General features: G+C 50.3%; 18 protein-coding genes. 3 read left to right on the top strand and 15 right to left on the bottom strand.

Annotated features, from left to right (window positions below):
- The 5 genes from H8730_RS13545 to H8730_RS13525 form a co-directional block, all read right to left on the bottom strand.
- Positions 1-515 (bottom strand): hypothetical protein (locus H8730_RS13545; protein WP_249289958.1); only part of this gene is annotated, 515 nt, incomplete at its 3' end.
- A gap of 71 nt (positions 516-586) precedes the next feature.
- Positions 587-991: a hypothetical protein gene (locus tag H8730_RS13540; RefSeq protein ID WP_249289955.1), complete on the bottom strand. Its 405-nt coding sequence runs from the start codon at positions 989-991 to the stop codon at positions 587-589.
- A 160-nt stretch (positions 992-1,151) separates the two neighbouring features.
- Positions 1,152-1,772, bottom strand: coding sequence for a DUF3502 domain-containing protein (locus H8730_RS17935; protein ID WP_177714180.1), 621 nt, complete (start codon positions 1,770-1,772; stop codon positions 1,152-1,154).
- Positions 1,762-2,676, bottom strand: a complete 915-nt coding sequence (locus tag H8730_RS13530) for a hypothetical protein (RefSeq protein WP_177714181.1) — start codon at positions 2,674-2,676, stop codon at positions 1,762-1,764. Before H8730_RS13530 ends, H8730_RS17935 begins: the two co-directional genes overlap by 11 nt.
- Before the next feature lie 621 nt (positions 2,677-3,297).
- On the bottom strand, positions 3,298-3,822 hold the full coding sequence (locus H8730_RS13525; protein WP_177714182.1) for a TIGR04002 family protein: 525 nt from the start codon (positions 3,820-3,822) through the stop codon (positions 3,298-3,300).
- A gap of 129 nt (positions 3,823-3,951) precedes the next feature.
- Between H8730_RS13525 and pdxR the strand changes: the two genes are divergently transcribed.
- Positions 3,952-5,343, top strand: a complete 1,392-nt coding sequence (pdxR, locus tag H8730_RS13520; RefSeq protein WP_249289954.1) for a MocR-like pyridoxine biosynthesis transcription factor PdxR — start codon at positions 3,952-3,954, stop codon at positions 5,341-5,343.
- On the opposite strand, the gene H8730_RS13515 is transcribed toward pdxR, so the two are convergent.
- Complete coding sequence (locus tag H8730_RS13515) at positions 5,338-6,255, bottom strand: acyltransferase domain-containing protein (RefSeq protein ID WP_177714184.1); 918 nt, start codon at positions 6,253-6,255, stop codon at positions 5,338-5,340. The two genes, pdxR and H8730_RS13515, sit on opposite strands and share 6 nt — an antisense overlap.
- Positions 6,256-6,462: 207 nt before the next feature.
- Here H8730_RS13515 and H8730_RS13510 point away from each other — a divergent pair, with 207 nt between their 5' ends.
- Positions 6,463-7,494, top strand: a complete 1,032-nt coding sequence (locus H8730_RS13510) for a 3-deoxy-7-phosphoheptulonate synthase (protein ID WP_177714185.1) — start codon at positions 6,463-6,465, stop codon at positions 7,492-7,494.
- An 88-nt stretch (positions 7,495-7,582) separates the two neighbouring features.
- On the opposite strand, the gene H8730_RS13505 is transcribed toward H8730_RS13510, so the two are convergent.
- The 8 genes from H8730_RS13505 to H8730_RS13470 form a co-directional block, all read right to left on the bottom strand.
- Positions 7,583-8,626: a Gfo/Idh/MocA family protein gene (locus H8730_RS13505; RefSeq protein WP_249289952.1), complete on the bottom strand. Its 1,044-nt coding sequence runs from the start codon at positions 8,624-8,626 to the stop codon at positions 7,583-7,585.
- A gap of 2 nt (positions 8,627-8,628) precedes the next feature.
- On the bottom strand, positions 8,629-9,744 hold the full coding sequence (locus H8730_RS13500) for a uroporphyrinogen decarboxylase family protein (protein ID WP_177714187.1): 1,116 nt from the start codon (positions 9,742-9,744) through the stop codon (positions 8,629-8,631).
- Between the two features lie 14 nt (positions 9,745-9,758).
- Entirely contained in the window at positions 9,759-10,955 is a 1,197-nt protein-coding gene (locus tag H8730_RS13495) for a Gfo/Idh/MocA family protein (protein ID WP_249289950.1), read from the bottom strand.
- A 94-nt stretch (positions 10,956-11,049) separates the two neighbouring features.
- Positions 11,050-12,822 (bottom strand): sensor histidine kinase, encoded by a 1,773-nt coding sequence (locus H8730_RS13490; RefSeq protein ID WP_249289948.1) that lies wholly within the window; start codon positions 12,820-12,822, stop codon positions 11,050-11,052.
- A gap of 17 nt (positions 12,823-12,839) precedes the next feature.
- The gene (locus tag H8730_RS13485; RefSeq protein WP_177714190.1) at positions 12,840-14,441 is read right to left on the bottom strand and encodes a response regulator transcription factor; all 1,602 of its coding nucleotides are present in this window, start codon (positions 14,439-14,441) and stop codon (positions 12,840-12,842) included.
- 68 nt (positions 14,442-14,509) lie between these two features.
- Positions 14,510-16,165 (bottom strand): extracellular solute-binding protein, encoded by a 1,656-nt coding sequence (locus tag H8730_RS13480; protein WP_177714191.1) that lies wholly within the window; start codon positions 16,163-16,165, stop codon positions 14,510-14,512.
- Between the two features lie 43 nt (positions 16,166-16,208).
- The gene (locus H8730_RS13475; protein ID WP_177714192.1) at positions 16,209-17,123 is read right to left on the bottom strand and encodes a carbohydrate ABC transporter permease; all 915 of its coding nucleotides are present in this window, start codon (positions 17,121-17,123) and stop codon (positions 16,209-16,211) included.
- Between the two features lie 12 nt (positions 17,124-17,135).
- A complete protein-coding gene (locus H8730_RS13470) occupies positions 17,136-18,092 on the bottom strand; it encodes an ABC transporter permease (protein WP_177714193.1) in 957 nt (318 codons plus the stop codon).
- Positions 18,093-18,425: 333 nt separating this feature from the next.
- Here H8730_RS13470 and H8730_RS13465 point away from each other — a divergent pair, with 333 nt between their 5' ends.
- The gene (locus H8730_RS13465; protein WP_177714194.1) at positions 18,426-20,090 is read left to right on the top strand and encodes a hypothetical protein; all 1,665 of its coding nucleotides are present in this window, start codon (positions 18,426-18,428) and stop codon (positions 20,088-20,090) included.
- Here H8730_RS13465 and H8730_RS13460 read toward each other — a convergent pair.
- Entirely contained in the window at positions 20,021-21,292 is a 1,272-nt protein-coding gene (locus H8730_RS13460) for a hypothetical protein (protein WP_249289946.1), read from the bottom strand. The genes H8730_RS13465 and H8730_RS13460 overlap by 70 nt on opposite strands.
- Positions 21,293-21,386: the final 94 nt, after the last annotated feature.

Below are 21,386 nucleotides of genomic sequence, written 5' to 3'. Positions count from 1 at the left end.
TATCCCGTCACACCATATATGGAATCCCCGATGGTCACCGCATACCAGTTATCCGCGGGAAGGGACTCATACAAGCGCCTCCCTTCCTCTGAGGCCAGATACTCGTCCAGACATAACAACGCGTCCTCCCCGGTCAACTCTACATAGCCTGTACCTGACCGGCCGGTAAAAAGTAGATCGGCGCTCTTGACATGTGCTTTCACCACGGTTTCGTATGCGGACGTGTCCGAGTCTGGCAGCCCTTGGAATTCAATGTAATAGGGCGCACCTTCCCCGTCAAGATATTCGTTGATGGCATTGACCGTTTTTTCTCCATGCTTATATCCCTCCGGGACTAGATACACCAGCTTTGTCTTGTCTGAATAATCCGGGCTTGACTGACTGCTTTCTGCTCCCGTTGGGTTCAAAGATCCCGATCCCTGTGAACCGCGTTCGCCGGAAGAACAGGAGACGCACAGGAGCAAACTTCCAAATAAAACCACAAAGAACAGGGTCCATGTTTTTTTTGTAACCATAAGCACTTGTATTCCCCCTTGATTCTTTAAGTAAAGGTGTCGCGCTTCCCTATTGTTACAGCACCCTGTAGCTAATTATTGATTGCATTAATTTTCCACTCCACCGATTCATGAAAGGCTAAATTGGAAACCGAAGCTGTCGCATTGGCTTGTATGACTTGATACCCCTCCGGCACATCAAATCTTTTTGAGACAAGACCAATTCCAGTTCCACCGTACTGATAATCCGTCTTTGTATCGGTTGGTTTCTCCAGTTTAGAATATCGCGTTATAAACGACTCCAAATTAATCACCCCAGACGAGCCGTCCTTATAACACGAAACGGAAGAATAACTCCAACTCAAAACGCTAAGCGATAATGTAACGGTACACGAATCGTATGTTCTCGTAACCGAACTTGGCAAAGCGGCAACTGTGCTCGTACTAACCGCCACCATGAGCAAAACCAACGAAATTACCTTCACAACCTTTTTCATCATAATCCCCCTTTGTCTTTTTATGCGACACCTTCACTATATCGTATCACTCCGCTTGGTTGAGCAGAATGTAACGACCAAACTCCCCCTTCGAATACTCAGACTTCTTCATCTATGCCCGTCCCGTCGTGGGGACAGTACCAGGTACAGGGCATCTCTCTCATGATCCATTTCCCGTCTTAAACGCATCAAACTGCCGGTTGGCCTCCTCTATGACTTCCTGCGCCCCTGCTTCCAGCAGCTGTTGGCGGCACTCGGCAAGATAGGTGTCGAAATCCTGGTCCGTGCTGAACAGCTCTCCGAGAAACGCGGAAAACACTAGATCAGCACTGTCCATTTGTTCCTCCACTGGCATAGAATCAAAACAAAAACCTGTAAAGCTTGACCTTTTCAGACTGTTGTGGAATTCAAAGTATTTGTCTTTCATATCCACATAGTCATAGTGACTCGGCGCCGATATATAATAGTTTCCATACGCCATATAATTGTCAGCCAAAGTTCCAGGGTTTCGCCTCCCGTCGCTGTCCAACTCACTCTCGTATCCTGCCCCGAGAATCATCAGATTGGTTAGATGCGAATCCGTGAACAGCCTTGTCAAAAAGTCCAGCGCATACTCTTGGTTGGCCGTCTCAGCCGACACCGCCGTGGCGAAATAGAGTTTGCCGCTGTAGCCAGTATATCCCTCCACTGCAATATCCTTGGCTTTTCCGCTTACATCTCCATTGATTTCGTATCTGCCATCGGCCGCTAGTTCGGTGGGTATATTTGTGCTAAAGTGCACACTGAAATTGATCTTCAATAACACCGTGATCCGATCCGTCTACATAGCCTTTTCTATAAAAGTCAAAAAGGGCTTCCAGCCATTTCACATATTCCAAATTCTCAAGTAAAAGATGTGCTTCTCCTGTCTCTTCATTTAGCGTGACACTGGAAGAGATATAATATTCTCCGCAAAATCGATCGCAGGCGGAACGAGAGACACGGACTGGGGCAAACCCATCCCTCCCCCTCTCGCCTTCGTACACTCTTCGGATCACATCCTCCAGCTCGTATAGCGGCTTGCTCAGATCAGCCTCCGAAATCTTATATTTTTCCATAAGCTCCTGATTTGCCGTATAGCTTGGCGGCGTATTGGCTGCATAGGGATATCCTGTTACACCGTATACCGACTCCCCGATGGTGATGGCATACCAATTATCCGCAGGAAGGGATTCATACAAGCGCTTCCCCTCCTCCGAAGTCAGATACTCGTCCAGACAGAGCAGCCGGTTTTCCCGAGCCAACGCAGGATAGTCGCTGCCGGGCCAGCCAGTAAAAAGAAGATCCGCACTTCCCATATGCTCCCTCACCTCAGCGCCGTATATGGAGGGATCCGAGTCCGACCATGACAGCGCTTGAAACTCAATGAAATATGGTGCCCCCTGCTGATCAAGAGCCTCGTTAATCCCCTCGACCGTGCTCTCATCCAGCTCATTCCTGCTGGGAATCAGATACACCAGCTTGGTTTTGTTTGAATTGTCTGGACTGGATTGGCTGCTTTCTGCGCCTGTTGACTCCCCTGAATTTCGTGATTCTGGGCTGGATGACCCACCCTCTCCAGAACCGCAGGAAACGCAGGCGAGCAGGCTCACAAGGAATGTTACAAGGAAAACGGTCCATTTTCTATGATCTTTTACTGTAAACATATGCATAGTACTCCTCCATTCTCGAGCGCGATTGCGTGGCGTCACACGTCGCAAATTGCAATTTTGCGACTGCAATTAACTGCTTTTCGCGCAGGTACAAATTCAGCCTACTCCCTCTCAATAGATATTAATATTTTTATAATATATATTTTACCATATCTTTCTAAGCAAAAGCACCTAAAATCATGCCATTTTAAGTCAAAATAATGCCATTTTATAGTCATTTTGCATTATTTTGTCATATTTTTTACCTTTTAACAAGCACAATAGACAAAATCAAAATGCCAACCGGCGCAAGAGCACCATGAAATATCATCCAATACTATTACGAATCAAGCATCCAACGCGTCAAAGCTCTACAAACATTTCAAAATAAAATTACAAAACGCAGAATTCCAAATATCCATACGGAGGAAACTCTCTATCACAATGCCTGTATGGACAAGAACCTCCGGTTCTTCAGATTGAACCCGCCTTCCAGCGGACCTCCCTAAAGATAAAAATATCTCCAGCCACAATAAATGGCTGGAGATTGAAAAATCCGAGAACGCGCTGCAAGCGATTCTCGACGGTCCTGTATGTGGTTTTTGCATCCAAAAGTTCGCGCTGCTGCCTTTCCCTTCACCCGTTGGCTGCCCAGGGCAGAAACCGGCTTTTGACATGCGCCCTATCCAGGGCCGCCGCCAGGACCAAGTAGATGACTGCACTGCCGCCCGCTTGAATGAGGCTTCCCGAGATTGACATGAGGAAGGCCGCCCAGCTTCCAAACATAATGCTCTCCGCGAGGTAATATCCCAGCGTCGTTATGATGCCGGACACAAAAATGGCGACGACATTGCGCTTGTTGACAAGTCTGTCGCCTTTGGAGGTAAAGGGCAGCGCAATGGCGGCTTTGATGATCACCGTGGCCAAAGCCCAGGCCGGCGCCGTGAGAAGATCGGCCAGCCCCCCTCCGATGGCCGCCGCCGCTATGGCATAGGGTGCCGGCAGTATGCTGGCGGCCAAGTAGATCAGCGCATCCCCAAAGTGGACATATCCCCCATTCACGCCCACGGGAATATGGCAGATATACGCGGTCATAATGGTGATCAGAGCGGCAAACAATGCCGCCACCACCACATACCGAAGTGTATTGTTTCGTTTCATCTTGACTCCCCCTCATTAGAAAAAATCACTTGCATTTTGCTTTCCGTACCTCTATAATTATAGGCAAATCTGGCCCTAGTAAAATACCCAGTTTTGACATAATTTATCAGGTCAGAAGGAGGAGATTGTATGACTGGCTTCACCGCCAAATTGGATTTTCAAAGCCGTGTTCCCTTATATGAACAGCTGTACCGGTTAATCGCAGCGGAAATCCAGAATGGACACATCGCGGAGGATGAGACATTGCCATCCAAACGCAATCTCTGCGCCTGCCTTGGAGTCAGTCTCAGCACCGTTGAGACTGCCTACGGGCTTCTCATGGCGGAAGGATACATCCGCTCTATCCCCCGCAGCGGATATCGGGCATGCCACGTGGCTCAACTGGAAGCAAAGCCAAAGCCGCCCGATCCTGTACTTTCCTCGTCTCCCCCTTCAAGTCCTGGTTGCCAATATTCCTTTTCCACCAGCGATGTGGATACATCTGTCTTTCCCTACGCCTCCTGGGCAAAAATTACAAAGGAAGTTGTCTATCAGAATCCAGAGCTTCTCCAGCGAGGTCCTTGCCAGGGCGACGAATCCCTTCGCAGTAGCCTCTGCAATTTTTTGCGCCAATATCGCGGCGTATCCGCCACGCCGGAACAAATCATCATAGGCGCTGGAGTCGAATATCTGCTGGATCTGCTGCTCCAACTGATCGAACCTCAGCACACCATAGCGCTTGAGAACCCTGGCTATCACACCACCTATCGAACCGTGGTCAACAATGGGCGGCATTTTAAAATGATCCCCGTGGACGAGAAAGGGATGTGCCTGGACGTCCTAACGGAATCCAATGCCGATGTGGCGTATGTCACCCCATCCCACCAATTCCCCATGGGCGTTACCATGCCGGTGGGCCGGCGGATGGAGCTTCTGCAATGGGCAGACCGGCGACCGGACCGCTATATTATTGAGGACGATTATGACAGCGAATTTCGATATACCTCCCGGCCAATCCCCGCCATGCAGGGACTGGACAAAAACGGCCGCGTCATCTACATCGGAACGTTCAGCCGCAGCATCGCGCCTTCCATCCGTATCGCCTATCTTGTTTTGCCGCCAGCGCTTCTGGCGCAATACCGCCAGCGCTTCTGGTACTCCTCCTCCACTGTCTCCCGCTTCGAGCAGCAGGTCCTGCGGCGATTTATGGATCAGGGTCTGTACAGCCGGCATCTGCGGCGGGTTGGGAACCTATACCGCCATAAAGTATCGGCGATCTTACAGATCCTTGGAGGCATGAAAAATGCCTCCATCCAAGGGCTGGAGGCCGGCCTTCATTTTCTTCTCACAGTCAAGGGACAATCGGAGGATACGCTGATTCGCCTGGCAAAGGAGGCCGATGTCCGCGTTCATGGTCTGTCCGAATACTATCACGGAGACGGCTGTCCTCCGTCCACTCTCGTGCTGGGATACGCGGGTCTAGAGGAAGATGCGCTTACGGAAGCGGCCCTGCGCCTCCGCACCGCATATGAGAATCTATAGAATCTTCTCACCGTCAAACAAAATAACGCCAAATCCATCACCCATAGGGCGTCCCTGTTTCAGCCAGCGGATAATGTTGCGCTGCAACCTCGTTTCATCCGGTAGCTCATTGAGAGGGCCAGTCCAATCTCTCCCAAACACACGGCACGCCTCGGGGAATCCTTCGTAATCCCTGTGTTCCAGGATGGTAAAGTCCTTCATAAAGTCCAGCATGTTGGAACCCTGGGGAAAGATCTGGGCATTGTCTGGATAGAGCAGCCAGGAGTGGCACGTGATCACCAACGGCTTTCCGTGGAGTTCATCCTGGAAAAAAGCATAGGCCCTCTTATAGGAATCCAGCCGCTTTTCCCAAGTGAGGGGACCGGACGATGGGATGTGCATATCGTGACAAATATCGCCTTTCCGCACTGTCACGCCTGCCTTTGTAAACTCATCTACGGGAAATGTGGTGATGCCGTACTGCATTCTCCCGAGGGCAAACCGCTCCATGCGATAAAATCCCTCAAACCAGCGGATGGTGACGGTCCCCCAGATTCCTTTGACCTGACGGCACTCCAATAGTTTATACCGCAGATCCTGGCAGGTATTCCAGTAAATATCCTCCGGCATGTTCTTCTGCCGGTATAGAACTTTCAGAGGCTCTGCTCCATAGAGCAAAAATAACATATGGATACTAAATCTATTCGCCTCCGCCGCCTCGGCCAGCGCGTCTAGTTCAGGAACCAACGATGCAATCGTGGACTCCCTATGGTCAAAAAATCTCTGAACGATCTGTTCCAACCGCGTTTGAAGAGAGGGCAATGCCTCTAACCTTTTCATGAGTCCTTGAAAATACGCCTGCGCTTCAATGGGAAAGTCAATCCTGCGCATAAATTCCATAGCCTGATTGCAACATGTACAAACTTGCGACATAACAAGCCCCTCCAATATCAAATGCGGTTTTCCTCTAGTATACATGACAAGAAAAGAATTTGCAAACGCCTGATTAAAGTTCATAAAGTATTTGATTACAATATCAAATATATTTCCTATTTTACCATTGTTTTTTCTCCTAAAATGCGATATAATGATACCATTGACAAAAAATAGGGTACATTTAAGATTGCAGGAGGGTTTTTCATGAGTTTCACATATGAACGCCAGTTGCCGTCCGCGGCACATCTAAAAGAGTTGCTTCCCATCAGCGACGCCGCCGCCAAACGGCATAAACAGCGGGTGGATGATATGAAAAAAATTTTATCAGGAGAGCTGGACCGCTTGCTTCTGATCATCGGCCCGTGTTCCGCCGACAATGAAGATTCGGTCTGTGAATACATTGACCGCCTGGCCGCCGTGCAGGAGAAGGTAAAGGATACGATCTTTATTGTTCCCCGGGTTTATACGAACAAGCCCAGAACCACAGGGGAGGGCTATAAGGGAATGATGCATCAGCCCGACCCGACGGAGAAGCCCAACGCCTTTGAGGGAATGAAGGCCATTCGACACATGCACATACGGGTGCTGAGCAATACCGATTTCGTCGCCGCTGACGAGATGCTCTATCCCGGAAACTATGCCTTTTTAGATGATGTCCTGGGCTATGTGGCCATCGGGGCTCGATCCGTGGAGAACCAGCAGCACCGGCTCACGTGCAGCGGCCTGGATGTGCCTGTCGGTATGAAAAATGGCACCGGCGGCGATGTGAGCGTTATGTTTAATGCCATCTACGCGGCTCAGCACGGGCATGACTTTATCTATCAAAACTGGGAGGTCAAAACCGGAGGAAATCCTTTCACTCATGCCATTCTCCGCGGCGGTATTGACGAGCGCGGCCGCAATCTTCCCAATTATCACTATGAGGATCTCCTATTTGTAGCCCAAGAATATGATGGAAAAGGGTTTGCCAACCCTGGAATCATCGTGGACACGAACCACAACAACTCAGCAAAACAGTATGAACAGCAGCCCCGCATCGCATCGGAGGTGCTGCACAGTATGAATTATGAACCGCTTCTCCGCAAGATGATCAAAGGATTTATGGTGGAGAGTTATCTGGAGCCAGGCGCTCAGAAGATCGACGAGCACCGGATCTATGGAAAATCCATTACCGACGCGTGTCTTGGCTGGACTGAAACGGAAGCCATGATCTATTCCATGGCGGAGCGCTGGTAACATCCGGTCTGATGCTGGAATCTTCTATAGAGCAATCAAGGCGTTGCCAATAAGAATCGCATGCTTTCTTATTGACAGCGCCTTTTTCCTATCCATTGCCTATTCTGACCGCCTCTCTCTGGGCAATCAAGCAGATCTGAGCCGCCTTAAACGCATGTTCCTGTGACATGGCGTTCTCTGTGCGGTTGAGGCTATCCAAAATCAACTCCCCGAAATATGGACATCCCACCGTCCCCGCCACCGGAATATGCCGTTCTCCATGGTGATCCACCAGAAAGACATGCTCACCCGATGGGTCCACGCCTACGTTGATAAACTTGCGAAGCTCTATATACCCGTCCGTCCCCAGGATGAAAGTCCGTCCGTCCCCCCATGTGCCGAGACCATCCGGCGTAAACCAATCCACCCGAAAATAATTTGTGCTTCCGTTGTCGCCAAGCAGCATACAATCCCCAAAATCCTCCAGGCCAGGATGCTCAGGATGTCCGAAATTTCCAACTTGACTGCGGGTGACAGTCGCATCCTTCGCTCCTGAATAAAAGAGGAACTGTTCCACCTGGTGGCTCCCGATATCACAGAGGATTCCCCCCGCCAGCTCCCTGTCATAAAACCAGTCTGGCCGGGGAAGAGCGCCCAGGCGGTGCGGTCCCATCCCAATGACCTGGATCACCTTGCCAATGGCGCCCGCCTCAATCAATTGTCCCGCATAGACGCCGCTCTCCGTGCCAACGCGCTCGCTGTAGAAGACAGCGTACATCCGGCCCGTCTCCTTGACCTTCTCTCTGGCTTGCTCCAGCTGCTCCAGCGTCGTCATAGGTGCTTTGTCTGTAAAATAATCTTTTCCACTGTCCATCACCCGCAGGCCAAGGGCACAGCGTTTGGCAGGCACGTCGGCTGCCGCCACCATCCGCACCTCTGTATCCTGAAGGATCTCGTCCTCATCCCTGGCAATTTTCACCTGGGGAAACCGCCTGGTAAATGCCCGCAACTTTTCCGGATCTGGATCGTAGACCCACTTCAGACAACCGCCCGCCGTGCATAACCCCTTACACATGTCATAGATATGTCCATGCTCCAGCGACATGGCGGCAAAAACGAAGTCCTTTCCTTTGACGACTGGTTTTGCATCCATGCTCAAAAGGCCGTCCTTTCCCATCCAGGCTCCGCTGTCGCAAGGGGTTCCAACCCCAGGATCTCACGGGCCGTCCGGACATAATATCGATAATTCTCCAGGGGAGTCCCATTGGGAATCCGGTGATCCAGCGCAAATACCATGCCTTCCCGCATACACGGCTGCATCTTGTACTCCAGCTCTCGCCGGATTTCCTCCTTGCTGCGCCGAAGTACATGCTTATCCAGTCCCCCCTTAAAGGCTACGGTCTTTCCATATTTCTGCCGGAGCGCCACAATATCCATCCCCGATGCCGGTTCGCAGGGATAGAACACGTTGACACCCGCTTCGATAAAGGCATCCATAACTGGCTCCATGTTGCCGTCGCTATCCTGGGAAAACAATTTACAACCTCGAGAATGAACGAGGTCCCACACCGCCCGGTAGTAGGGCGCAATAAATTCTCGGACTATGTTGGGACCCACCAGCGGTCCTGACTTGCCGGCCATATCCTCATGGACAAACAGGTTGTCGATGACGAGACGGGAGCTGATCCGGTCCAGCACTTGAAACGCTGTATCTTGCAGTGTGCCGATGATGTCCTCGATGAGCTCTGGGTCTTCGTAGTAAGCGATGCAGAGATTCTCCTCCCCCATCAATTCCCGAGCCATGTCAAAGCCACCGGGGATTTCACACAGAATCAACGTCCCTTCCTTCTGTGCAGCAATTGCCTTCTGGATCTGATCTTCGTCCACCCGGCTTTCCTCAAACACAAACATGGGCTTGATCTTGAGCCAGCTGTCCATATCCTTCACGGGATAATCCATGGGCAGTGGAATCGTCGCCGTATTTTTGCACATGCGAACTGTGCGTCCCAGATAATCCCGGCCCAGGTAGCTTTCCTCGTCCTCCGCGATCACCGTCTCCTGAAAGGTATGGATCGGCCCCGTGGTCCCGACAAACATTTTTTTCACATAGTCGAAGCAAAATCCCGTTAAGGCCAACTCCTCTGGCGTTGCCCCGTCCCTCTTCCACTCCTCATCCAAGCCGATCAGCAGCCCAAATAGCTCTGAGAACATGGGTCTCTCTGGGTGATGAAAGGTCATCAGGTCAATATATTCGGTTCGGTTCCATCTCATTCTCTTTCCTCCTGCTATAGCTTGATCTCAACTTTTCCTGCGCTCCACGGGAGCCCCGCTTCCCATGGCAAGGCAAAGGTATGAAAACAGTCTTCCATCTGCCGGTACAGATCCGGCGCGAACAGCCCCTTCTCGGTCTCCTCGAGAAGGGAAGATGGAAAGTTAGCTACGGCCGCCTGGCTGAATAGCGCGTTGCAGACCTTTAGATGGGGAAGGATGGTGGAAACTGTACAGGGGATCACCGCGGTCTCCCCCTTGACCCACTGGATCATGGTCTTGAGCTTTTGTCCTTCTTCTTCCTGCTTGAAGGGGTTTCCATATTCATGAACTGTACCATCCTCCGCTGTAATGCGCAGGCAGTCATCCTGAGTTTCTACATTGAGACTCGCCGTCCCCTTATCAAATTCCAGCATAAGCTTGGGATTGTCGGCCGTTGTGGTGGCGTGGGACGCCATATACAAATATTCGCTGCCATCGGAAAAACGCCCTTTTAAAAAGCAGGTGTCAAAGGTTTCAATGGCCTTTGCGCGGTACAACTCGGCCTCCACCGTTTCCGGCTCCTGCGCCTTGCCCAGGTCATCCCCCCGGAGAAAAAACAAATTGTGGAGATAATGGGACGCCGCATTGGTCACAATGGAATCCATAACCGTCTGGCCCGCCGTATCTCGAACTCGCCCTTTCCAGGTGGAGGATGCGTAATAGGTGTTGCCTCTCGGGAAAGACACCATGGCCTTCATTCTCCGAAGCCTGCCATACCGTCCAGCTAGAATGTCTCGTTTTAGCGCCAGCATTACATTGGAGAAGCTCCACTGAAACCCAACGCCGATCCTGTGGCCACTACTTTTCATGGCGTCTTCCAGGGGGGCAATATCCTCCAGCAGCGGGACCAGCGGCTTTTCACACAGCACCTCGCAGCCTGCCTTTAGCGCTTCCATGCACTGCTGCTTGTGTAGTGGAGTCGGCGTCGCCAGTACCACCAACTGAGGGACATGCCGCTGTAAAAGTTCGGTCAGTGTCCCATAGATGGGTATTCTCTGTCGCTGCAAGTACTCATAATGCGGGCTTGCCGCTGCATAAGGGTCCGCCACAGCAACCAAACACCCTTCCTGCGGTCCCACCACGCCACGTTGGAAAAAGTCCATATAAACTCCGCCATAACCGGAAATTCCAACTAGCGCGACTGTGACCGGCTTCACCTCATCCTCTATCATCCAATCCTTCTCCTTTCGGTGTTATTTTTTTATTATAAATGATTGCCAAACCAGGGAATATGCATTTTTTGTGAAATGATAGGATATTTTTGTGTCATTGCTCGTCCTCCCAAGCGGCGGGATTTCGGTCTCCGGACATTCTGGGTATATGCATCTCGACTCTTGTGCCTTCGCCCAGCCGGCTGTAGATAGAGAGGCCATACTGCGGGCCATAATATAGCTTTATCCTCCGCTGAACGTTTGTCAGTCCCGAATTGGAGGCCGGCGCATCGCAGCCCAGACGTTTAATCTGAAGCGCAAGCTTCTCCTCGCTCATACCTTTTCCAGTGTCGGTGACTCGAAACACAACGGAGTCATCCTCCGCCACGTACTGGTTTTCGATCAGAATCATGACCTTTCGCTCCATATCGTCCATTCCGTGGATGACGGCGTTTTCCACCACCGACTGTAACAGCAGATTGAGGATCCGGCAATTCTCTAGGGCCGGGTTCACCTCAATCTGATATTCCAACTTGTCATAAAAACGATATTTCTGGATATCTAGATAACATTTTGAGGATTCCACCGCCTCGCCGTAAGAAACTAGAAGCTTTCCCCTGTTAAAAGCATTCTGGTATAGTTTGGATAGGCTCAACACAATCTTGGAGATCTCCGGTACATTATGGCGCCGCGCCATCCAGTTGACCGTATCTAGTGTATTGTATAAAAAATGAGGATCGATTTGCTTCTGGAGCTGTCGGATCTCCATCCTGCGCCGCAGCTCATCCTGTTGGTGGGTCGTTTTAACTAAGGTGTCAATCTTTTCAAGCATTTCGTTGCATGCGGAATATAAATAGCCAAATTTATCCTCACGGTCTACCTCGATGCGCTTGCTCAAATCCCCTTTCTCTGTCTCTCTCATAAACGCTACTAAGCGTATTAAGGGATGATATACGCCGTGGTAGTACAGGTGATGCATGGTCAGCCCCGCGCCTATAAACAGCAAAAGAACACCGCCTATAAATCCCGAGAGAAGAGACTGTTCTAACTGGATATCGCCGCTATCCATGATATAGAGAAGGCGGAATACACTTGCATACTGATTGTTATAGAAAACATGAACTTTCCGGCTGTGCCATCTCTCTTCCTCATATCCATCGTCCCCTTCCCCGTAGAGCGGGAAGGGCTGACCAAGCAGGGATTTATCCTGGGCAGACAAAACCTCCCCGCTGGCTGCCTGCAAAATCGGCGTACTGGACGTGGAACTTTCCATATCCTTTAAAATTTTATAGATCTTCTCTTCATCGAAGTTAATCATGATGTAGACAGGGGAATGGATCTCTGGGTTATAGGAATTCGCTTTGACGAGGAAGGAGAGAATCCCTTTCTTGCAGATCCGCTCGTCCTGGATAAAGTTTACGCTGCCTGTATACTCATGCATGGTATCAAGCGCTCTGTATACCTCCGTATCCTCCAATGTCTCCGCGAGATAATCTCCATAGATGGAGGTCGCCATTAAACCGGCTTCTTCAAAATATACAAATATCGAATCCAAATTGGTATTCAGCTGAGCCATAAGTGTAATCTCTTTTCCAATGCGCCGCATGGCTATATATTTTTCATAGATGGTTGGCACTTTGGCATTGGCAAAATGTACGACCTCCTGCGCTTTGCTAATATACTGGGCGGATTCTCTAGCTTGGTCCATGAGAAGGGACAGATACCCCGCCGCCTGCGCCAGATTCCGCTGTGTCCGCTGGATCACCTTGGACTCTGCAATCCTGGAATAAGCCGTGTTCGCCACAATGAGAATCACGCTGAAAAGAGTGCATATCGTGATCAAAAGATACATCAGCCGTCTCTTCAACACACTCTTATGTCTCTTCATAGGCCATTCCTCATTTCTCACAGTTGCCGGAACTCACCCGGCGACACGCCATAGACCTTCTTAAACAGTTTAATAAAATACCCCGGGTCATGATAACTTAATAACTCGGAAATTTCATAGACCCGCATTGTCGTCGTCTGTAGAAGACGCTTTGCCTCTTTCATTTTGGCATTGCTTACATATTCGGTAAAGCTTTTCTCCGTAACTCCTTTAAAAATTTTGCTAAGATAGCTGGGATGGATGTGGAGGCAGTCCGCCGCATCCACAAGGGAAATGGGCTTATGAAGGTTCTGCATGATATACTCCATCGCCCGCTCCACTAAAAAATTTCGCTGGCTTAGGTCTCGCTTATGGAGCTCCTGCTGGAGTCCTCCCAAAAAATCTGATACAAATCTCTTAAGCTCCGTCTGCGAGCCTGACTCGCAGAGGCCCCGATAGATTTCGTCAGCCCCCACCGGCGCATGTTCTGAATAGGCCCCTACTTCTATCTGCATCTGATAGAGAAAAAAGGCAAGAAGAAACTGAATGTTCTGTTTTTGTGCCATGGACATCTCCACAGTATGTATGAACGCAGTCCCTATCTCCTCCCCACAGGTCTGTACCCTCGAGGAATCTCCATCCTTTAGGGCGAGGATCAAATTTTTTTTAAATCCGAGCAAATCACTGTAAAAATCTATATGGGCTGGCTCTCCCTTGTGGATCTCTTTGACAAGTTGTTCCGCGTAGATGACCTGATTGCCTCCTATCATCATCTTGTAATCCAATGCCTGGCCGATTGTGCGGAAAGCCAGGGGAATTTCCTCTAGGCTATGGCATACTTCGGCAGCAATAATGGTGAGATGAAAACCTGCCTCCTTGTTGAGCCAGGAGATCAAACGATGAAACTGCCGGTCCATCGTCTCCCGGTTCGCCTGGGGCGTGCAGGAGAGAAACCCGATTCCCTCCGCCAGATTGAAACAGTAGACGGTCTCCCTCGGAAATACCTGTTCCAGCCAGGACAGCGCCGCCCCTCGAAACAAATTTTCTCTCTTCTCCTCTTGCTGCCCGCCGTCTTGCACAATCAGCGCCGCCATAAAGCAGTCGGTGTCAAAGCGGAGGTCCAGTGTTGCAGCGCGCGCTTTGGCTTCGTCTGCGCTGGCAAATTTTCCACTGGCTACGTTCACAAGAAATGTATCCCGCAGAAGGGATAGATTCTCCTTCATTTTGGCCGCAATCGTGGCTTCCTTTTGCAGCATATCCCGGTGGCTCTGTATCTCATCCCTGGCTCTGCACAGGACGGCACAGAGTTCTTCTATGTCGATGGGTTTTGCAATAAAGGCAAAGGCATTTAGATTGACAGCGGCCCGCGCATTTTCAAATTCCCGGTAGCCGCTTATCAGAATGACTCGGATGTTCGGATATTGATCGTGGGTGATCTCCAAAAGCTCAAGACCGCTTATCTGCGGCATGCAGATATCGATGATAATAATATCCGGTGCCTGGAGTTCAATCATGTCCAGAGCATCGGACACACAGCCGGCCAAGCCGCAAACCTGAATTTCCAATTCTTTCCAATTGATGCTATCTCGAATTCCAGTCCGAATCTGTATCTCATCATCCACAATCAGAAGTTTTACCATGGCTCCACGTCCTTATTGTCTCTTTATAATATGGACAGGACTGTTTTTACACAGCCCTGTCCATCGCCTCATTCTAAAACGGAATTCTGTAGCAGTGAGCTCTTATAGGCATCATAGCTCTCGGCAAAGTTGGCGAGAGTTTCTTTATTCGCCTGATACCACTCGTTCTTCTCTTTCCAAATCTCAGCTCCGCCGAGTTCCTCATAGATGCTCTGCAGCTCTTTAATCCCCGCTTCCACGCTGTAGTCCACCTCGCTGACCATCTTCGCTTCAATTTCCTCTATTTTGGGACTAAAGCTGGCCGTAAATTCTGCGTAGGCGTCGGACGAATAGTCATAGGGTAAACCCGTAGGGATAGGATAGGACATCATCTCTTTCAAGCCTTTGTCGTTGCGCTCAGACAGGTATTGATACTTTTCGTCCGTCTCTCCCAGCTTACTCTGTCCAAAGGTGAAGGTCTCCTGGGTCAACAGGGCCATCTCACCAAAAGGCCATTTCGGAGCTCCTGGGATGGATTTGCGCAGCCCCTCCTCTGTCAGTGTGTACTGCTGGCCTTCATAGCCGTAGTTGATGACCTTCCAACCTTCGGCAATGACCCAGTCAATATAGCGGATGGCGGCCTCCTGTTTTTTCTCGTCGATCTTATTGTTGAGCATGACATAGAAGCGGGTGGCGGACTGGGGCGTCAGCATAAATTGCCCATATTGGCTTTCCAGTGGCGGCAATGGATATGGGTCCGCACCATCCACCGTCTGCACCATTTCCTTTGTCCCGCCTGGCATGTTGGCGCTATTGAAAAAGAAGATCGCCTGGCCGGACGTCCAGAGCTGCTGCTGCCTGGCGGATGTGGTATCTACAAGATACTCCTGGTCCGTAATTTTTTCTTGGTACAATTTTCGGGCCATCTCCATCGCATCCCTATAGTTGTCAGAAAAAATTGGATGGATGAGCTCGCCGTCCTTCATGATTTCGTTGGAGAAGTAGCCGTAGGTTCCCTTGATTATGTTCAGATAGTGCAAATAGGAGGCCGCTATGGGAACGATGTCCGGATGTTTTTCCTTGACTTTGTTGGAGACTTCGATGACTTCCTCCAACGTGGAGGGCACCTCTGCGCCAACTTCGTCCAGCAAATCCTGCCTGTACCAGACGCCTGCGGTTGGCAGCGCGTTGGCGGCGCGAAGGCTGGAGAAGGCATAGATCTTGCCATCCTCCAGTCGCAGGTAGGACTCCATCAGATCTTTATGCTCCTCATAGTACTCCTTGTAGGAAGTGCTATACTTTTCAATCAGATCCTCGATGGGAAGAATGACCTTCTGCACTCGAAGCTGATCCATCCAGGGACGGCTATATTCCCAGATGATATCCGGGGCTGTTCCGGCTGCGATCATGGCATTCAGCTTATCTCTCGACTGTGCCCGCGGAACAGGAACCGTACTAATCTTGACGCCTTTGGGTTCCATCTGCTCATTCATGTAGTCGATGGCATCATTGTCTGTGTATGTGCCGCGCTCTGCCGGAATGCCACCTCGATCCAGAACGGACATGGAGATCTCCACGATTTCTCCTGGTTTAATGTTACTTGTGGACTCAGCTCCCTGACTCGATTCACTCGTTGTTGAGCTGGCGTCGGGTTTACTGACCTCAGAGCCGTTTCCTTTACAGCCGGCCATGGTTGTGCTCAATATGAGGCCGACTAAAACTGCCGCGATACACTTTTTTTTCATATCCTACTCTCCTTTTTTTATTTTTATGCTTCTGACTTCCGGTTTATCCTTTAATCGATCCAATCATAACCCCCTTTACAAAGTATTTTTGTAGAAATGGATAAACGCATAAAATCGGAACTGTCGATACGATGATGGACGCCGCCTTGAATGATTCCGGCGCTATAACAGGCCGGACGACTCCAATTTCCTCCGGATGATTTTGGGCCAGCTGGCTCTGGTCCAATAGCTGCTTAAGCTTTAGCATAAGTACCGCTTTGTCAGGCGATGAAATATACAAAAGCGGCGACATATAGGAATTCCACCAGCCAACGGCGTAGAACAGCGTCAGCGTAGCGAGGACAGCCTTGGATAGAGGCAGCGCAATGCGGATCAGCACCACGATGTCATTGGCCCCGTCGATCTTCGCAGATTCCTCCAGCTCTGGAGGCAGACCAGAGAAAAAAGTTCGCAGAATGATCATGTTGTATATACTGAACAATCCCAGCAGCCATAGACAGAGATAGGTATCCATCAAATGCAGCGATTTCATGAGAATGAAGGTTGGGATCAGGCCACCCCCGAAAAACATGGTAATCGTCAAAATTGTGACGCACAAATTTTTACCCGGAAAATATTTCTTTGACAGGGGATACGCGCACATGATCGTGACCAGCATGTTGAGAAGCGTCCCAATGATTGTCAGGTAGACTGTATTCGCCATGGTATCAAAAATCTTTGCGGCTGTTGTAATCTGGTAGTATGCTTCCAGAGAAAAATCTACGGGAAACAGCACAACCTCGCCAGCCAGAATTGCACGGCTTCCGCTCAGGGAGTTCGCCAGCGTGATCAAAAACGGATACAGCGCCGTGATTCCCAACAGCGTTAAAATAAAGTAGTTGACAATATAGAAAATTCGTTCGCCTTTTGATACCCGAATGGCATTTTTTTTGCGGTTGATCCGCACACTCTTGTCCATTTGCTGCCTCCTCTACCAGATTCCCTGCTCACCTAGCCGGTGGGCCACCCAGTTGGTACCGGCCAGCAATATCAAGTTGACGATGGATTGGAACAATCCGATGGCGGTCGTATAGCTGTATCGGATGTTCTCAATACCCATGCGATAGATGTAGGTGCTGAACACATCCGCGACGTCCCGGACGTAATCATTGCTTAACATATAAATCTGATCGAAGCCCACATCCATCATGCTTCCCATGCGCATCACCAACAATATGACAATGGTGGGCTTGATGGCTGGCATGGTAATATGCCATATCTGTCGGAGTTTTCCAGCTCCATCAATCTGTGCCGCTTCGTAGAGCTGAGCATCCACCCCGGAAATAGCCGCCAAATAGATGATTGTGCCCCAGCCGGATTCTTTCCAGATTCCTGAGATGATGAAAACCACTAGCCACCAGCCTTTGCTGGACATAAAATAGATTGGCTCTCCCCCGAAGAATTTAATGATGGCATTGACAATCCCTGTGCTGGGGGACAGCATCTGAATCACGATTCCGGCCAAGATGACCCAGGAAAGGAAGTGCGGTAAATATAATATGCTTTGCACTGGTTTTTTAAAGCGGTTGCACTTTACTTCGTTGAGCAGTAGGGCTAACAGGATAGGAACCGGAAACTGAAAGATTACACTGTATACATTCAATAAAAGGGAATTTCGCAGAATCCGATAGAAGTCATAGCTATTAAACAATGTCCTGAAATGTTTCACTCCAACCCAGGCACTTCCCCAGATGCCATCGCCTATCTTATAATCCTTGAAGGCCATAATGATTCCATACATGGGTCCATATTTAAATATTACTATGTAAATCATTACAGGTATGATAAGCATATATAGATAGCGGGCGCTCTTCATATCGCGGAGCAGCCGCCTTCGCCTTTGCGTGTTTCCGTTGGAAAGGTTTACCTGTTGCACATTCACTTTCATGACCTTCCTCCTTGCCATAATTTTTATGCAGTTTCTTTGCACGCGCCCCTTCATTATGCATACTACACAAATTATTTTGTTTTTGTGATTATATTTTATCATATACTTCCATGAACCGCCATCGTAATATCATAACCTTTATCGGACTTTCATTGTTATCCTCCAAAGTTATAAAATCGAGAAGGCTAAACATACAAACATTTCCCCTTAATTTGTCCGCACATGAAATATATCGGTGACAGAATTTCATTCTTGACTTTCCATGACAGCAATGCTATACTCTCCATAATTTTAATGAATCTTACTTACATATTGATGGAAAGGAATAGCCCTATGCTTAATCATTTTATCTCTACGATTCCCCTGTTCGATGCTGGCATCCGACGCCTGCTGGCGGCGCAGTGTATGGATGATGCCTCTGTCAATTACGGCGCAACTGTTGATTTTAGGAAAGGTTTCCCCGAAGCGTCCTGTGGGATTGCCGCCGCCTGTATCACCGCTTTCTATACCCCTGAGAGCGAATTCTACAAAAACCCAGAGCTGTTGAACCGGGCCTGTCTTGCTATGGATTATCAGTTGGCAAAACAGCACGAAGATGGAACCATTGATTTGGTTGAGACGAACTTCCATGATTCTACCAGCAATGCATTCAACATCCAGGGACTCGGACCGGCGTATAAAATCCTTCGCCGGTTTACCAGCCATTCGCCTGAGGAAGATGCGCTGGAGGAGCGACTCTATCGATTTACCAAGGCATCTGGCGATGCCATGGTCAATTGTGGTTTTCACACGCCCAATCACCGCTGGGTCGTTTCAGGCGCCCTGGCCCTCTGCTACAGCCTATTAGGAGATGAATCCTATCTCCATCACATCCATCGTTTTCTCAATGAGGGAATCGACTGTGATGAGAACGGGGAATATACTGAGCGCAGCGCTGGGACTTATAATATCATCTGTAACCGCTCTTTGATTTTGATTGCCCATGAGTTGGGGATGCCGGAGCTTTATGACCATGTGACTCGCAATCTGTACCTGTCCATGAAATATTTTGAGCCGGATGAAACGATCTGTACAATGAATTCTACCCGCCAGGATGCGGGGACAGATCCCTCTATCTCCGCCTATTATGAGAATTTTTTATACATGGCGATTGAAACACAGAATCCAGAATTTGCGTGGATGGCGGATTACTTGCAGACAAAAAACTTGGCGCGTTTTACGCTCTCCCCTTCTTCGGCCGCAGGATCGACCGCCTATTTCTATCGGTTTCTGCTGGAACCGGAGTTTGTTCAGAAAATGTTGGCGACGCCCACAAAGCCACCTGTGCCTAAGTATGAGACGCTTTTTGTGGAGAGCGGCGTGTATCGCTATCGCGATTATGATCTTTCCTTTACTTTGATTCAAAATCAGCCTATGTTCGCAAAGCTGCAATATAAGCAACATCGAGTCTTTTTCCGGTTTGCTGGATCCTTCTTTGGCACTCTGGGTCAATTTCAAGCGCAGGAAATCCTTCCCATCGACAATGGATACCGCCTGCATTACCATGCTAGGCAAGGGTATCGCCGTCCTTTTATGGAAAAACCCGACACATGGAAATGGCGGGACATGGATCACTCGAAGCGGGAGACGGTTTGTGTCCAGGACTTTGATGTGAATCTGGACTTTTCTGTTCATGGTAATAAGCTGAACGTTACAGTTTCGACTTGCGGCTGTGAACGGGTCCCTGTTAAGATGGAACTGCTCTTTGATGCGGGCGGTCTGTATGAGACTCCTGATACAGAATTTTTTACAAAGCCGGGTGACTATGTTTTTTGGAAGCGTGGTACTTGTCAGTATCGCTACTCTGATGGGTGTGCCTTTGTCCTGAATGGCGGTTTTTACGCTCATCATTATGGAGCTACCATGCGCGGCTCCTGTGGCGCTAGCCCTCAGTGCTTTACAATCGTCACAACTGGCTTTACCCCTGTTGAACAGGTACTATCGCTTTCTGTTGAATAATTTTGCACGCCGGCGGCTCCGGCGGGGCTTTTGCTTTCTCCTCTCCTTCGACTTCGCCTTTTTGCACGCCGGCGGCTCTGACTGTTTCCCGCTCCGGCGGGGCTTTTGCTTTCTCCTCCCCTTCGGCTTCGCCTTTTTGCACGCCGGTGCCTCTGGCTGTTTCCCGCCCCGGCGGGGCTTTTCGTCTTCTCCTCCCCTTCGGCTTCGCCTTTTTGCACGCCGGTACCTCCATCTGTTTCCCGCTCCGGCGGGGCTTTGCTTTCTCCTCTCCTTTGGCCCCTCCTTTTTGCACGCCGGTGCCTCCATCTATTTCCCGCTCCGGCGGGGCTTTTCGTCTTCTCCTCCCCTTCGGCCCCTCCTTTTTGCACGCCGGCGGCTCTTTCTATTTCCCGCTCCGGCGGGGCTTTTCGTCTTCTCCTCCCCTTCGGCCCCTCCTTTTTGCACGCCGGCGGCTCCGTCTGTTTCCCGCTCCGGCGGGGCTTTTCGTCTTCTCCTTTCCTTCGGCTTCGCTTTTTTGCACGCCGGTGCCCCTGGCTATTTCCCGCTCCGGCAGGGCTTTTTGACTTCTCCTCTCCTTCGGCCCCTCCTTTTTGCACGCCGGTGCCTCTGGCTGTTTCCCGCTCCGGCGGGGCTTTTCGTCTTCTCCTCTCCTTCGGCCCCTCCTTTTTGCACGCCGGTGCCTCTGGCTGTTTCCCGCTCCGGCGGGGCTTTTGCTTTCTCCTCTCCTCCGTATCCGCCTTTTTGCACGCCGGCGGCTCCATCTGTTTCCCGCTCCGGCGGGGCTTTTCGTCTTCTCCTTTCCTTCGGCTTCGCCTTTTTGCACGCCGGCGGCTCCGTCTGTTTCCCGCCCCGGCGGGGCTTTTCGTCTTCTCCTCCCCTTCGGCTTCACTTTTTTGCACGCCGGTGCCTCTGGCTGTTTCCCGCTCCGGCGGGGCTTTTCGTCTTCTCCTCTCCTTCGGCTTCACTTTTTTGCACGCCGGTGCCCCTGGCTGTTTCCCGCTCCGGCGGGGCTTTTCGTCTTCTCCTCTCCTCCGTATCTGCCTTTTTGCACGCCGGTGCCTCTTTTTGCCTCCCGCTCCGGCGGGGCTTTTCGTCTTCTCCTCTCCTCCGTATCTGCCTTTTTGCACGCCGGTGCCTCTTTTTGCCTCCCGCTCCGGCGGGGCTTTCGTCTTCTGCTCCCCTTCGGCTTCGCCTTTTTGCACGCCGGTACCTCCATCTGTTTCCCGCTCCGGCGGGGCTTTTCATCTTCTGCCCCCCTTCGGCTTCACTTTTTTGCACGCCGGTGCCTCTGGCTGT

It is taken from the genome of Bianquea renquensis, assembly GCF_014384895.1.
GTDB classification, from domain to species: Bacteria; Bacillota; Clostridia; order Lachnospirales; family Bianqueaceae; genus Bianquea; species Bianquea renquensis.
The sequence above is the reverse complement of the archived record's forward strand: the minus strand, read 5'-3'. Positions and strand labels throughout refer to the sequence as shown.

Bases quoted from the DNA above. Each gene is read 5' to 3' on its own strand.
- H8730_RS13540 (WP_249289955.1), bottom strand. From the start codon at position 991: ATGAAAAAGGTTGTGAAGGTAATTTCGTTGGTTTTGCTCATGGTGGCG.
- H8730_RS13530 (WP_177714181.1), bottom strand. From the start codon at position 2,676: ATGTTTACAGTAAAAGATCATAGAAAATGGACCGTTTTCCTTGTAACA.
- H8730_RS13525 (WP_177714182.1), bottom strand. From the start codon at position 3,822: ATGAAACGAAACAATACACTTCGGTATGTGGTGGTGGCGGCATTGTTT.
- pdxR (WP_249289954.1), top strand. From the start codon at position 3,952: ATGACTGGCTTCACCGCCAAATTGGATTTTCAAAGCCGTGTTCCCTTA.
- H8730_RS13515 (WP_177714184.1), bottom strand. From the start codon at position 6,255: ATGTCGCAAGTTTGTACATGTTGCAATCAGGCTATGGAATTTATGCGC.
- H8730_RS13510 (WP_177714185.1), top strand. From the start codon at position 6,463: ATGAGTTTCACATATGAACGCCAGTTGCCGTCCGCGGCACATCTAAAA.
- H8730_RS13505 (WP_249289952.1), bottom strand. From the start codon at position 8,626: ATGGATGCAAAACCAGTCGTCAAAGGAAAGGACTTCGTTTTTGCCGCC.
- H8730_RS13500 (WP_177714187.1), bottom strand. From the start codon at position 9,744: ATGAGATGGAACCGAACCGAATATATTGACCTGATGACCTTTCATCAC.
- H8730_RS13495 (WP_249289950.1), bottom strand. From the start codon at position 10,955: ATGATAGAGGATGAGGTGAAGCCGGTCACAGTCGCGCTAGTTGGAATT.
- H8730_RS13490 (WP_249289948.1), bottom strand. From the start codon at position 12,822: ATGAAGAGACATAAGAGTGTGTTGAAGAGACGGCTGATGTATCTTTTG.
- H8730_RS13485 (WP_177714190.1), bottom strand. From the start codon at position 14,441: ATGGTAAAACTTCTGATTGTGGATGATGAGATACAGATTCGGACTGGA.
- H8730_RS13480 (WP_177714191.1), bottom strand. From the start codon at position 16,165: ATGAAAAAAAAGTGTATCGCGGCAGTTTTAGTCGGCCTCATATTGAGC.
- H8730_RS13475 (WP_177714192.1), bottom strand. From the start codon at position 17,123: ATGGACAAGAGTGTGCGGATCAACCGCAAAAAAAATGCCATTCGGGTA.
- H8730_RS13470 (WP_177714193.1), bottom strand. From the start codon at position 18,092: ATGAAAGTGAATGTGCAACAGGTAAACCTTTCCAACGGAAACACGCAA.
- H8730_RS13465 (WP_177714194.1), top strand. From the start codon at position 18,426: ATGCTTAATCATTTTATCTCTACGATTCCCCTGTTCGATGCTGGCATC.